Below are 12,487 nucleotides of genomic sequence, written 5' to 3' on the forward strand. Positions count from 1 at the left end.
GAGGAAACCGCGCCGTTCACCGCGCGGAGGATGTCATAGACGTGATTGTCGGAACCGTCACCGTACCGACAAATTCACGCCCTCCTCGCTTGGGCCGGTTTCTGAGCGGCCCGAAATGCGGTCGGAGCCGTTTGCGGTCTCTGGCACCCGAATAGCGGTACGTTTATACGTTCGTCGGCACCGATTTTCGGTATGAGTGGACGACCGCTGGATGTCCTCGAGGCCGCGCTCGGTTCGAGCGTGACAGTTCAACTGAAAGGGGGCGAAATGTACGAAGGAGAGCTCACTGGCTACGATCAACACATGAACCTGGTCGTGGAAGCGGGTGAAGACACAACGATTATACGCGGCGATAACGTGGTTTCTATCAACCCATGACGGGCGCAGGAACACCGAGCCAAGGAAAGAAAAACACCACGACACACACGAAGTGTCGCCGGTGTGGCGAAAAGTCGTATCACACGAAGAAGAAAGTCTGTTCGTCCTGTGGTTTCGGCAAGTCCGCCAAGCGTCGTGACTACGCCTGGCAGCAAAAGGCCGGCGAGTAACCGACCAACACTTCACCACCCACAATGCACGAGAAGTGCGGCGTCGTCGGAGTATCGCTAGAAAACCGAGACGCCGCCCGCCCCCTCTACTACTCCCTGTACGCTCTCCAACACCGTGGCCAGGAATCGGCCGGAATTGTTACACACGACGGGTTCCAGCAGCACTCACACGTCGATATGGGGCTCGTCGGCGACGCCTTCGAGCAGGGCGACCTCGAGAATCTGAACGGATCACACGGAATCGGTCACGTCCGGTACCCTACTGCCGGCAGCGTCAACGCGTGCTGTGCCCAGCCGTTTTCTGTCTCGTTCAAGAGCGGGTCGCTCGGCCTGAGCCACAACGGCAACCTCGTCAACGCCGAGGATATTGGCAACCAGCTGGCCGAACTCGGTCACGCCTTCACCTCCGACGGCGACACCGAGGTCATCGCCCACGACCTGGCCCGTAACCTTCTCGAAGAGGACCTCGTCCGCGCAGTCAAGCGGACGATGAGCCGAATACACGGATCGTACTCCCTGACCATCATGCACGACGACACCGTGCTGGGCGTGCGCGACCCGGAGGGGAATCGGCCGCTGTGTATCGGCGAACTCGAAGACGGCTACGTCCTGGCCTCCGAATCGGCGGCCATCGACACACTCGACGGCGAGCTGATTCGAGACGTACGGCCGGGTGAACTCGTCGTCCTCCACAGCGACGGGACGGGGTACGACACGTATCAACTCGTCCAGCCTGAGAACACCGCCCACTGTTTCTTCGAGCACGTCTACTTCGCGCGGCCTGACTCGGTAATCGACGACGAACTCGTCTACGAGGTACGCCGAGACCTGGGTCGTGCGCTCTGGGAGGAGAACGGCATCGACTCCGACGTGGTGATGCCAGTGCCCGACTCCGGGCGTGCGTTCGCGTCGGGGTACGCAGAAGCAGCCAACGAAGATGAAGCCGCTGACGGCGTGGAGTTCGCCGAGGGGCTGATGAAAAACCGCTACGTGGGCCGGACGTTCATTATGCCGACCCAAGACGAACGCGAGCGAGCGGTCCGGCTGAAGCTCAACCCGATCAAGTCGACGGTGGAGGGAAAGACGGTCACGCTGATCGACGACTCCATCGTCCGGGGGACGACGTCGAACCAACTGGTCCAGTTGCTGTACGACGCTGGGGCCGAGGCGGTCCACGTCCGGATCGGCGCGCCACCCATCGTCGCCCCGTGTTACATGGGGATCGACATGGCTTCCCGCGAGGAGTTAATCGCCGCCGACCAGCCTGTCGCGGACATCCGCGACGAAATCGGGGCCGACTCGCTGTCGTATCTCTCTATCGACGCCGTCGCCGGTGCGCTCTCGAAATCGAAGGTCGATCTCTGCCTCGGCTGTGTCACCGGAGAGTACCCCTACGACATCGACGGCGAATCCAAGGACCGCGAGGTCGACCGACCCGCCATCGGAACGGCTGCGAGCGCGGACGACTGACGGGAGGGCGACCGGACCGACTCTCCCGGGCACGAGCGAGAGAACGGGAACGGAACAGAGCGAGCGTGAGCGGGCGGGTTCTCAGAAAAGCACGTACAACAACAGGTAGACGACGGTGCCGAGGGCGAACGAGACGAGCCACAGCGTCGCGGCGACGCGGCCGACCCGCGGGTGGTTCGTCCCGGGGAGTTCGCTGCTCGGCCGGGTGAGCGCCAGGAGGAGGACGTAGAACAACAGCGGGATACAGACGATGGCGAGCAGGATGTGGATGCCTAGAATCGGGAAGTAGACGAATTGTTCGACGGTGGCCGGACCTGGGAACTCGGTGGGGCCTTTGAGGGTCACGCGGTAGAGATAGAGGACGAGGAAGGTCGCGAACAGAACAAGAACGGTGATCATGGCGTTGCGGTGACGCGTGACCTCGTCGCGGCGGATCGCTCGCCAGCCGACCAGAATCACGGCGATGGCGAGGACGCTCACGACGGCGTTGACGTGTGGGATGGCCGCGAGAAACCACGCGGGGGCCTGTGGGAGAGCGGCCCGAGGAATCACCCCGAGGACGGCGCCGAACACCAGCGCGAGGGCGACAACGGTTAACAGGCCGGTCAACTCTGGGACACGGTCTCGCGCGCGCAGTTCCATGAGCGGGCGTAGCGGCCGAACCGGAATGTGCGTTTCCGTTCACCGCGGCGGCCGACGAGGGGACGACGGCTCAGGCGTAGGGTTCGGGCCGCTCGCCGAGCGTGAGTTGGACGGTGGTGCGACCGCCGTCGCGGATGACCTCGACGGGAATCGTATCGCCCGGACTGGTCACCAGTGCGAGGTACGTCGAGAGCACCTCTTGGCTCTCCACGGTCTGGCCGCCCATGCTGACGATCACGTCGCCACCGGTCGGGACCTGAACGCCGTCGATGGCCGTGGTCCCGGTCGAGCCCTGGAGAACGCCGCTAGAGGGACTGTCCGAGCGCACCTCGTCGATGTAGACACCGTCGGCATCGGAGAGCCCTTCGGCCTCGGCGATGAGTGGCGTGACGCTGGTGAGACCGACACCCATGAACGAGTGCTGGTAGTCGCCAGTATCGATCAACGACGGGACGACGCGTTTCATCAACGCGGCCGAGATGGCGAAGCCGATGTTGTCACCGCCGCCGGAGTTGATGACGCCCGCGACCTCACCGTCGAGCGTCACCAGCGGGCCGCCGCTGTTGCCGGGGTTCACCGGGGCGTCCGTTTGAATCGCGTCCGGGATACGGAAGTTGTTGCGCGCGGGCAGCGACCGGTCGACGCCACTGACCACCCCCGATGTCATCGAACCGGTGTAACCGAGGGGATTTCCGATAGCGATAACCGGCTGACCGATGGCCACTTCACTCTCGATGAGCGAGAGCGGCGTCGCCGTATCGGGGACGCTCTGTATGTCGAGGACGGCGAGGTCGCTGTAGGCGTCGGTGCCGACCACCTCGGCGGTACGCCACTGACCGTCGGTGAACTGGATCCGGATGTCGTCGAAGACGGTTCCCGGTTCGAGGACCGCCCCTCGCGTGTCCGTCACGACGTGTTCGTTCGTGATGATGTACTGGTCGTTGTAAACGAACCCGGACCCCTCTCCCGCCCGGCCACGCGAGTCCGCGTAGACCCGGACCAGGACGACCGAGTCGATAGTTTGTCTGTACACGTCGGTGTAATCCGACTGTGACTCGGGTGTCGAATTCAGTAGCTCCGCCGCGTCCGGGTTCGAGACGTTTCCAGACGACGCTCTCGACTGTGAGGTGTTACAACCGGCGACACCAGCGGCAACGCCGGTTGCAGCTGCCAGCAACCGCCGCCGCGTCAACTGCTCGCTACTCATGCCCAGTTGTTAGAGGCGCGGTGAATAAAGGCCGGCGGTACGGTCGGTTACCGCCGGGGTAGCGACTGGTTGATGTCGAAAGAGTGAGGGAGGATGTGTGGGGTAAGTGGGGACGAGGAGTGGGGTGAAAGCAGGGTGGGTGGGTGGGGTGGGCAGATGGTGGAATTGAGACGCCACCAACGTGCCAGCATCTACTGTATCGTCGATGTTGATCATAACTGTATCCCTCCGTCTATCACATTCGATAACTCGCGGAGTCTGGCAGTCGCTACCGTCTGTGAACCGGTCGTGACCCGAACTGCGCCGGAAATATCAACGACGATTCAGTGAAAATTACCGCTTCACCGAAACGAGCTACCCTCGGACCGCGTATTCTCCCCAATCTATTTCTTCGCTTGCAGTCATACTGAGTATAAGAATGGTTCGCGAATTCGTGGTGTTGTCGGGTGCCTGCCAGTACGGCGTGATTAACAGATGAGTCAACGTTCACCAGTCGTCCTCGTCGTGGACGACAACAGAGCTATCGCGAACACTTACACGGCATTTCTGTCGGACGAGTACGACGTTCGGACAGCGTACAACGGGAGAGAGGCACTCGACGAACTCGACGAGACTGTCGACGTGGTGTTGTTGGACCGTCGGATGCCCGAAGTGTCCGGGGACGCCGTCCTCGAAGAGATCGAGTCACGCCAACTCGACTGTCGGGTCGTCATGCTGACAGCCGTCGACCCGGACTTCGAGATTATCGACATGGGCTTCGACGAGTACCTGGTCAAGCCCATCGAGCGGGAGGAACTGAACGAGGTCGTCAGCGAGATGCTGGAGCGTGCGACATACGACGACGACTTCCGGCGTTTCCTGGCGCTGGTCTCGAAGAAGGCCACGCTCGAAGAGGAGAAATCCAGCGCGGAACTCGAAGCCAGCGACGAGTACGCGAAAATCAAACAGCGCCTCGCGGACCGTCGCGACCAGGTCGGCGTCGATATGTCCGACCTCGAAGAGAACTTCTCCGACGTGTCGGGCACGCTCAAAGTCACCGATATGGACGCCTCGAGCGACCGCGACGTACCCGACATCCCGGGCATCGACGAGGACGAAGCCAAAGAGTGAGTCGCGGTCTGGGGCCGGGGTTAGCCGGAGGCGACAGACTTCCCTGACCGACGGACGGTCTCGTTCCCGGTCAGAAAATAACGCGCGTTCGAGGCCGTGTCGACCAACAGATCCGGCTCTGGTTTCCACGAAGTAGTCGGTACAGCTCGCGTTCCGGAGCCGCGCCGAGACGGACGCTGTCCCCGCGTCCAGAGCTCGGTCGGTCAGTTCACTGTTCGGGAGTTGTGCTGGCGCAATCGTCGAGCGTGGCGGTTGGCTACCAGTGTGAGCGCCGGTGCACCGGAAAAGAAGACGAGCAGCTGTGGTCGTGAGGATTGCGGCTCGACGAATTGTATCCGGTGTTCGGAAAAGGTCGGTACGTGTTCGCTTCGAGCCGGAGCTGTCACTGGCTGACCTGCTCCGAACGGAATGATGCGTGGGTGCAGTCCCAAGGGGAGTGCACCCGCACTCTGTGGTCGCGGGCATGGCCCGCGTGGTGAGTGCGTGGGACCGGATTTGAACCGGCGGACCCCTACGGGACAGCGCCCTCAACGCTGCGCCGTTGGCCTGGCTTGGCTACCCACGCACTGTGTGTCTGTCCGCACTCACCCGGTACCCCTGGCCGGATAAAAGGGCTTTCGTTTGTCAACGGCAGGCCGACCCAATCCAGCAACCGGACCGGAGTGCGTCTGTGCGCGAGCGGTGTCGGAAGCGGACGTTTCAAATACGGGGCAGCTATTACCGCTGGTATGGCTAAATACTCGACCGGCGACGCGGGTGGAAACGCCGGCGGGAGCTGCGAACTCTGTGGCGAGGAGGACGGTGACCTCCGCTCGGCGAGTGTCGCCGGGGCCCAACTCGAAGTCTGCGCGGACTGTGCACAGCACGGCGACGACGCGAACGACAGTTCCGACGACGACAGCAGAAGCGACAGCGACCGTATGCGCCGGGCGGCCCAGAACACCGCCCGCATCGACGACGCACGCAAAGGCGACCCGACCCACTGGGAAGAGGAAGGCACCGACTACGAGGACGACCAGTTGCCCTACCTCGTCTCGGACTACGGCAAGCGACTTACCGACGCGCGCCAGGCCGCCGGTCTGCAGCTCGAAGAACTCGCCGACGACCTCGACATCGACCAATCCGACCTGTTGGCCGTCGAGCAGGAGCGGGCCACTCAGGCCGGTGTCGGCGGCTCCGTCATCACGAAGCTGGAAGACCGACTCGACGTGGAACTCGCCGAGTCCTGACCGGCCGAATCCGACCGCGGTGGTCCCGTCCGTTTTTGTTCTCTGCCCACCAGATAGTGGCATGCACATTTCGCCCGAGCAGGAAGCAATCCGAGACACCGTCCGAGAGTTCGCCGAGGCGGAGATTCGGCCCGTGGCCGGCGAGGCCGACGAGACCGGCGAGTTCCCCGAGGGTGTGTGGGATGGGCTGGCCGACCTCGATCTGACGGGGTTGACCGTCCCCGAGGCGTACGGCGGCTTCGACGCCGACCGGGTCACCTACGCCGTCGTCAACGAGGCTGTCGCCTACGGCGCACTCGCGGTCGCCACCGCGCTCTCCGTCCACTGTCTGGCGGCCTCCTGCATCCGCGAGTTCGGCGACGAAGCCCTGCAAGAGGAGTGGCTCCCGGAGATGTGTGCGGGGCGGCCCGTCGGCGCGTTCGCACTCTCGGAACCCGGCGCGGGCTCGAACCCCGCCGAGATGACGACCGAGGCGCGCCGCGACGGTGACGAGTACGTTATCAACGGCAGCAAACAGTGGATCACGAACGGCGAGCGGTCGGGCGTGGTCGTCCTGTTCGCAAAGACCGACCGCGACGACCCGTCGAGCGTGACCCAGTTTCTCGTTCCCAAGCGCACCGACGGACTGGAAGTCGGCGAAAAAGAGGACAAACTGGGATTGCGCGCGAGCGACACGACCACACTCGAGTTCGACGGCGCACGCATCCCGGCCGAGTACCGGCTGACCGAGGAAGGCCGGGGGTTGTCGGCCGCGCTGTCGATTCTGACCGGGGGTCGCATCGGCATCGCTGCGCAGTCGGTCGGGCTCGCACAGGCCGCACTGGACGCGGCCCTCGACTACGCGGGTGACCGCGAGCAGTTCGGCCAGCCTCTCGGCGACTTCCAGGCGATCCAGCACAAACTCGCGGAGATGGGGACGACAGTGCGGGCGGGCCGCCTGCTGACACTGGACGCCGCCCGGCGTGCGGACGCCGGCGAGAGCGTGCGCGGCGCGGCGAGCATGGCGAAGTACTTCGCCAGCGAAGGCGCTGTCGACGTGACCAACGAGGCCGTCCAGATTCACGGGGGGTACGGCTACACCACGGACTTCGACGTGGAGCGGTTCTACCGCGACGCGAAGGTGACAACCATCTACGAGGGGACCACCGAGATACAGAAGCGAGTCATTGCCGAGGAGTTGCGCTAGTCGCGTTTTCGATTGCGCGCCTCGACGTGTCCAGACAGTCCAGGGAGGGTGACGACCGGGACGGCCGAGCTAGATTTCGCCCGCGTCCTCGCGGCCGCGCACACCGAGAGATACCACGGGCGGAGTCAGTAGCGCGACGGGCAGAAAGGAGAACGCCGCGAGCCGAAGCGACCGGTCGTATGACGGGGCCGGCGTCTCGACCTCGACGAACGTCCCTGCGACTATGCCGAACAACACGAGGCGGGTGCCGACTTCCCACACGAACCGGCGCAGAGCGCCGTCCGAGGCGGCGGCCGTGGGGCTCACAGCAGCGTTCGACCGATTTGGTCAGCGTCCCTCTGGTCCGACAGTTCGGGCGGGGCCACCGAAGGGGCTATTTCCGAGCCGTGTCTACCATCGGCCGTGATACAGGAGTACGACGCGCTGGTCTACGACCTCGACGGGACGCTGGTCCATCTCGACGTGGACTGGGAAGCGGTGCGTCACGAGGCCGCCTCGGTCCTGCGTCCACACGGTGTCGACGTGGAGGACGCGGACCTCTGGACGCTTCTCGAACGGTCCGAAGGGGCCGGGTACCGTCGCCTCGTCGACGAGACCATCGCGGAGTTCGAGCGCGAGGGCGCACGAGCCTCCCGACGACTCCCGCTCGCAGGGACGGTCCCCGCCGACCAACCGGTCGGCGTCTGTTCGTTGAACGCCGAGTCGGCCTGTCGAATCGCCCTGGAGACCTACGGAATCGACGGGGACGTCGACGTGGTCGTCGGCCGTGACTCGGTGGACACGGAGAAGCCCCACCCCGAACCCCTGCTGACCACAGTGGAGGGACTTGGCGTCAAGCCCGAGTCGACACTGTTCGTCGGTGACTCGGAGACCGACGAAGAGACGGCCCGACGCGCGGGGACGGACTACGTCTACGTCCGGGAGTTTCCCGCTGAGTGATCACCGTTCTTCACGACGTGCGTAAAGATAGACTGCAGCGGCGGTACAGAACCAGACGACGGCACCGACACGGATGGCGAAGTTCGCGCGGGCCGGCCAGGTCTGGAGCTCGACGGCGACCGCGAGCAGGGCGACCAGCGGCGCGCCGACGACGATGGTCGTGACGAAGGTCACCTGCATCACCCAGCCGTAGTCGATCCCGTCGGGATCGGTCGTCTCTGCTGGCTCGCGGTCGATCGGTGCCACATCAACTACTGAAGACGGTTCAAACATGGCTCTGTCGGTCCGGACGCATCGGACACGTTTAGGGCCCCGGGCGATAGATTCGAGGGTATGCGAGCGAAGGACATCCGGGAGAAGGGCGGCGACGAACCGGTCACGATGCTGACTGCCTACGACGCCCCGACGGCCGAACTGGTCGATTCGGCCGGGGTCGACATGATTCTCGTCGGCGACTCCATCGGGAACCTCCGGCTGGGCTACGAGTCGACGCTTCCCGTCACGGTCGACGAAATCGAGAGTGCGACCGCCGCCGTCGCGCGCGTCACCCAGGACGCCATGGTGATCGCCGATATGCCGTTCCTCTCGTTCGGTGCCGACGAAGACGATGCCATCGAACACTGCGGCCGGATGCTCAAAGACGCCGACGCCGACGCGGTGAAACTCGAATCCGGTCCTCACACCGTCGAGTTGACCCGCCGGCTCACACAGATCGGCGTGCCGGTCCAGGCCCACCTCGGGCTGACACCTCAGCGCGAGAACGAAACCGGACTGTTCCGCCAGGGGACCGACGAGGGGGACGCCCGGGAGATCGTCGACCTGGCCGAGCGCCACGAGGACGCGGGCGCGTTCTCACTCGTCTTGGAACACGTCCCAGCCAATCTCGGCGCGACCGTCACAGAAGCCATCGACATCCCCACTATCGGTATCGGCGCAGGGCCGGAGTGTGACGGGCAGGTCCTCACCGTCGACGAGGTGATCGGGCTGAGCGAGGACGTGGCCCCGTTCTCGAAGTCGTTCGGGGACGTTCGCGGGGAGATGCGCGAGGCCATCGATAGCTACACGACCGCCGTCGAGAGTGGCGAGTTCCCGGCGGAAAAACACAGCCACTACGAAGAAGACGTGGACGAGCTGTACTGAGCCGTGTGCGTCGCGGGGGCCGGAAAGCGTCGCCGGGTCGACTCACCGCGTGCTCGGTTCGGTCTCGTTCTGAGACGACTCCTGTTCACCGTCACCGGGGTGTTGCGTGATTTCGAATCGAGCGCCCCCGTCCGTGCCGTCCGTCACTGTGATCGACCAACCGTGAGCGTCGACGGCGCTCTCGACGATGGAGAGTCCGAACCCGGTTCCGTTCTCGTCGGTCGTATAGCCGTGCTCGAAGACGGCCTCCCGTTTGGCTGCCGGGATTCCAGGCCCCGTGTCTTCGACGTAGAATCCGTCGCCGAGCGAGCCGACGCGGACGGTCAGGTCCGCGCGACCGTGTTCGACGCTGTTTCGGTAGAGGTTCTCGAACAGTCGTGAGAGGCGGCCCTCGTCGGCTCGCACGGTCGCGTCGGTGTCGACGACCAGCGTCGCCTCGGCGGTGTCGACGTTGGTCCAGGCCTCGCGGGCGAGCGCACCGACGTCCACTGTCGTCGTCTCCTCGACGGTCTGGCTCTGCCGTGCGATGGTCAGCGTGTCCTCGATGAGTGTCTCCATCCGATCCAGTGCCTGTTCGGCCGTCTCGAGCGATTCGTCGTAGCCCGCCTGGGCGAGTTCGACGTGCCCTTTGGCCACGTTCAGTGGATTCCGGAGGTCGTGTGAGACGATGCTGGCGAACTGGTCGAGCTGTTCGTTCTGCTGGCGGAGTTTCTGTTCGTTCTCCTTGCGTTCGGTCACCTCGTGAAGCATGATCACGTCGCCGACCGCCTCGCTGTCGCCGCGCTCGACCGCCGTCACACGGACCTCGAAACATAGCCTGGTCCCGTCGGCATCGTCGACCCAGATTTCGGCGTCGGTGTCGACGAGTTCCCCGTTCCCATCGAGCAGTCGGCCGAGGGGACTGTCCTCGTCGACGACCGCAGCGAGTCGCTTGCCGACGATGCGTCGGTTGCGACCCAGTACCGACCGTGCGGTCGGATTCAGGTCGACGATGCGGCCGTCGCTGTCCCGGACCACGAACCCCGTGGGAATCTCCTCGACGATGAACTGACGCGCCAGCGGCACCACGTCCGAGTACCGGAAGGAGAGCCGCTGCAGGACGCTATCGAGCGAGAACCAGTAGTAGAACGACACTGTATACTCTCCGAGGACGCCGAGGAGGCCCCCGACCGGAAACAGGAGCACGCCAAGCATCAGGTTCGGCAGCGGACTGAACCCGAAGAAACTGATCGCGTGACCGAACAGGATCATCAGGCCGCCGGTCAGCAGGACGAAGTTACGCGTCCGGTAGACGCCGCGCGACCGGCGGAGCTTGACGAACAGGAAGTACGACGCCACGGCGAAGAACACGTACGAGAGGAGGACGTAGCTCGTTACCAGCGGCGACCAGCCGTAGGAAAGCGTCGTAATCGGACCGCTCGTATCCAGGGTGACAGCGGTCAGGGCCCCACCTCTCGACGGGAGGAGGAAAATGATGTACAGCAGGTACAGCAGCGACCCGCCGGCGACGACGCCGACCGTCGCCGGTCTGTGTAACGACTCGCGGCCGGTGTACCGGGCGGCGAAAAAAAACCAGCAGGGAACCGAGAACCCGGCACCCAGAAACAGCCACCGACTCCAGAACAGTTTGGCGTCCAGTCCGGTGTTGACGACGACCAGAATCTCGCCGAGCGTCCAGACGCCGATGGCCAACATATTGACGGTGAACCACGTCGAACCCGGTCTGGGCCGCAGCTTCCAGCCGGTGTACCCCAGTGCTGCGACCACCGGGAGTACTAGCACGAGAACCGGGAGATAGACGGGAAACTGCACGTTGTTCGATAAATAGGTACCCCTGTGAAAAGCTATTGGCCAGAATGGCTCTCGAAACGAGCGGTGACCGGCCTGATTCCCTCGCAGTTCGAGACAGGGAACGTCAGCCGATGAAGGGGTGCGCATAGCCTCCGTTCTAGCGGCTTCACTGCGGGAACGACGACAGACGCGTGTCGAAATCCAGGTCGTAACCGGACTCACCGGTCGCGCCAGTCCGGGGACTCGGCCGGAGGCGGTGAGTCCGTCTCGGCCTGGGTGCGTGTCTCGTTGTTTCGCTGGCCGTCGGGCTCCGACTCGCGAGCGGCTCATCTCCTAGCGTTTCTATCGGGGCCACACGGCTGTCCGGCGTCACACGACCCGGTGCAAGAACGCGTCGAGCCCGTCGTTGAACGCGTCGGCGTTCTCGAGCATCGCCATGTGGCTCGTGCCGGGGACCTCGGTGTACTCGGCGTCGGGAAGGTTCTCGGCGAGGTACTCCGAGAAAGTGGGAGGCGTCATCCAGTCGTCGTCGCCGACGATGCAGAGCGCTGGAACGGTAATCTCCTCAAGCCGATGGCGCACGTCGAAGGCGTCGCAGGTCGAGAGGTCCCGCTTCAGCGGTCGGATGCCGACGTCCCGCATCAGTTCGTCGGTCGGTTCCGCGGCCGGGTGGTCGGTGTCCGCAAAGAGAGCGTTCGCCTTACGCATGAACTGGAGAACCGGTTCGACGTCGCCGCCCAGCAGTGCGCCCACGTCCTCGCCGATGCCGAGTTTCGCGCCCGTCCCCGCGAGGACGACCGCCTCTGGGTCGTATGCGTCCTCGAGGACCAGCGTTTGGACGACGGCACCGCCCAGCGAGTGACCGGTGACGACGTCTGCGTCGACCACCTCCGCGACTGCGGCCACGTCCGCGACGTACGCAGCCATCGTCTCCGGGCCGGCCTCAGCGTCCACGTCGTCGGACTCGCCGTGCCCACTGAGGTCCACGGCGGCAGCAGTGTATCGCTCCCGCTCCATCTGCTCGCGCCACACGTCGTGGCGCTGTCCGCTACCGTGGACGAACAGCACCACCGACTCGTCCGTCGGTCCGTCGACCCAGTACGCCGTTTCGCGACCGTCGTGTGTCACCGTCGCCATAGACCCTCTTGCGCAGACAGGAAATTAAACACCGTCGGGTTTCCGCGCCCGGCCTGGCCGGTCGAACCGCAATACAGCCGTTCGGACG

General features: G+C 64.4%; 14 protein-coding genes and 1 tRNA gene. 8 read left to right on the plus strand and 7 right to left on the minus strand.

Going from position 1 to position 12,487, the window contains the following annotated elements:
- Positions 1–192: 192 nt before the first annotated feature.
- The 3 genes from Q0964_RS11950 to purF are packed head-to-tail and all read left to right on the plus strand — an operon-like array spanning position 193 to position 2,018.
- Complete coding sequence (locus tag Q0964_RS11950; RefSeq protein ID WP_299267780.1) at positions 193–378, plus strand: LSM domain-containing protein; 186 nt, start codon at positions 193–195, stop codon at positions 376–378.
- Positions 375–548 (plus strand): 50S ribosomal protein L37e, encoded by a 174-nt coding sequence (locus tag Q0964_RS11955; protein ID WP_299267782.1) that lies wholly within the window; start codon positions 375–377, stop codon positions 546–548. The genes Q0964_RS11950 and Q0964_RS11955 overlap by 4 nt, the downstream gene beginning before the upstream one ends.
- A 24-nt stretch (positions 549–572) precedes the next feature.
- The gene (gene purF, locus Q0964_RS11960) at positions 573–2,018 is read left to right on the plus strand and encodes an amidophosphoribosyltransferase (RefSeq protein WP_299267784.1); all 1,446 of its coding nucleotides are present in this window, start codon (positions 573–575) and stop codon (positions 2,016–2,018) included.
- Between the two features lie 81 nt (positions 2,019–2,099).
- Here purF and Q0964_RS11965 read toward each other — a convergent pair whose 3' ends face one another.
- Positions 2,100–2,660, minus strand: coding sequence for a DUF420 domain-containing protein (locus Q0964_RS11965; RefSeq protein ID WP_299267785.1), 561 nt, complete (start codon positions 2,658–2,660; stop codon positions 2,100–2,102).
- A gap of 70 nt (positions 2,661–2,730) precedes the next feature.
- Positions 2,731–3,867: a S1C family serine protease gene (locus tag Q0964_RS11970; protein WP_299267788.1), complete on the minus strand. Its 1,137-nt coding sequence runs from the start codon at positions 3,865–3,867 to the stop codon at positions 2,731–2,733.
- 474 nt (positions 3,868–4,341) lie between these two features.
- Between Q0964_RS11970 and Q0964_RS11975 the strand changes: the two genes are divergently transcribed.
- The gene (locus Q0964_RS11975) at positions 4,342–4,977 is read left to right on the plus strand and encodes a response regulator (protein ID WP_299267791.1); all 636 of its coding nucleotides are present in this window, start codon (positions 4,342–4,344) and stop codon (positions 4,975–4,977) included.
- A 480-nt stretch (positions 4,978–5,457) separates the two neighbouring features.
- Here the strand turns inward: Q0964_RS11975 and Q0964_RS11980 are convergent.
- A tRNA-Leu gene (locus tag Q0964_RS11980) sits at positions 5,458–5,542 on the minus strand.
- 163 nt (positions 5,543–5,705) lie between these two features.
- Between Q0964_RS11980 and Q0964_RS11985 the strand changes: the two genes are divergently transcribed.
- Positions 5,706–6,206 carry a helix-turn-helix domain-containing protein gene (locus Q0964_RS11985; protein WP_299267794.1) on the plus strand — a complete coding sequence of 167 codons (501 nt, stop codon included), beginning with the start codon at positions 5,706–5,708 and terminating at the stop codon, positions 6,204–6,206.
- Between the two features lie 61 nt (positions 6,207–6,267).
- Positions 6,268–7,392, plus strand: coding sequence for an acyl-CoA dehydrogenase family protein (locus tag Q0964_RS11990; protein WP_299267796.1), 1,125 nt, complete (start codon positions 6,268–6,270; stop codon positions 7,390–7,392).
- 69 nt (positions 7,393–7,461) lie between these two features.
- On the opposite strand, the gene Q0964_RS11995 is transcribed toward Q0964_RS11990, so the two are convergent.
- Entirely contained in the window at positions 7,462–7,698 is a 237-nt protein-coding gene (locus tag Q0964_RS11995; protein WP_299267798.1) for a hypothetical protein, read from the minus strand.
- A gap of 99 nt (positions 7,699–7,797) precedes the next feature.
- Between Q0964_RS11995 and Q0964_RS12000 the strand changes: the two genes are divergently transcribed.
- Entirely contained in the window at positions 7,798–8,331 is a 534-nt protein-coding gene (locus Q0964_RS12000; protein ID WP_349254465.1) for an HAD family hydrolase, read from the plus strand.
- On the opposite strand, the gene Q0964_RS12005 is transcribed toward Q0964_RS12000, so the two are convergent.
- Positions 8,332–8,511 carry a DUF5822 domain-containing protein gene (locus Q0964_RS12005; RefSeq protein ID WP_299267934.1) on the minus strand — a complete coding sequence of 60 codons (180 nt, stop codon included), beginning with the start codon at positions 8,509–8,511 and terminating at the stop codon, positions 8,332–8,334. It abuts the gene before it with no gap.
- 153 nt (positions 8,512–8,664) lie between these two features.
- Here Q0964_RS12005 and panB point away from each other — a divergent pair, with 153 nt between their 5' ends.
- On the plus strand, positions 8,665–9,471 hold the full coding sequence (gene panB, locus Q0964_RS12010) for a 3-methyl-2-oxobutanoate hydroxymethyltransferase (protein ID WP_299267804.1): 807 nt from the start codon (positions 8,665–8,667) through the stop codon (positions 9,469–9,471).
- A 42-nt stretch (positions 9,472–9,513) separates the two neighbouring features.
- On the opposite strand, the gene Q0964_RS12015 is transcribed toward panB, so the two are convergent.
- Both Q0964_RS12015 and Q0964_RS12020 read right to left on the minus strand, forming a co-directional pair.
- On the minus strand, positions 9,514–11,283 hold the full coding sequence (locus Q0964_RS12015; RefSeq protein ID WP_299267808.1) for a sensor histidine kinase: 1,770 nt from the start codon (positions 11,281–11,283) through the stop codon (positions 9,514–9,516).
- 348 nt (positions 11,284–11,631) lie between these two features.
- Entirely contained in the window at positions 11,632–12,399 is a 768-nt protein-coding gene (locus Q0964_RS12020) for an alpha/beta fold hydrolase (protein ID WP_299267813.1), read from the minus strand.
- Positions 12,400–12,487 lie beyond the last annotated feature (88 nt).

The organism is Halorientalis sp. (assembly GCF_028275115.1).
GTDB lineage: Archaea > Halobacteriota > Halobacteria > Halobacteriales > Haloarculaceae > Halorientalis.

Coding starts and splice junctions, on each gene's coding strand:
- Q0964_RS11950 (WP_299267780.1), top strand. CDS start 193: ATGAGTGGACGACCGCTGGATGTCCTCGAGGCCGCGCTCGGTTCGAGC.
- Q0964_RS11955 (WP_299267782.1), top strand. CDS start 375: ATGACGGGCGCAGGAACACCGAGCCAAGGAAAGAAAAACACCACGACA.
- purF (WP_299267784.1), top strand. CDS start 573: ATGCACGAGAAGTGCGGCGTCGTCGGAGTATCGCTAGAAAACCGAGAC.
- Q0964_RS11965 (WP_299267785.1), bottom strand. CDS start 2,660: ATGGAACTGCGCGCGCGAGACCGTGTCCCAGAGTTGACCGGCCTGTTA.
- Q0964_RS11970 (WP_299267788.1), bottom strand. CDS start 3,867: ATGAGTAGCGAGCAGTTGACGCGGCGGCGGTTGCTGGCAGCTGCAACC.
- Q0964_RS11975 (WP_299267791.1), top strand. CDS start 4,342: ATGAGTCAACGTTCACCAGTCGTCCTCGTCGTGGACGACAACAGAGCT.
- Q0964_RS11985 (WP_299267794.1), top strand. CDS start 5,706: ATGGCTAAATACTCGACCGGCGACGCGGGTGGAAACGCCGGCGGGAGC.
- Q0964_RS11990 (WP_299267796.1), top strand. CDS start 6,268: ATGCACATTTCGCCCGAGCAGGAAGCAATCCGAGACACCGTCCGAGAG.
- Q0964_RS12005 (WP_299267934.1), bottom strand. CDS start 8,511: ATGCAGGTGACCTTCGTCACGACCATCGTCGTCGGCGCGCCGCTGGTC.
- panB (WP_299267804.1), top strand. CDS start 8,665: ATGCGAGCGAAGGACATCCGGGAGAAGGGCGGCGACGAACCGGTCACG.
- Q0964_RS12020 (WP_299267813.1), bottom strand. CDS start 12,399: ATGGCGACGGTGACACACGACGGTCGCGAAACGGCGTACTGGGTCGAC.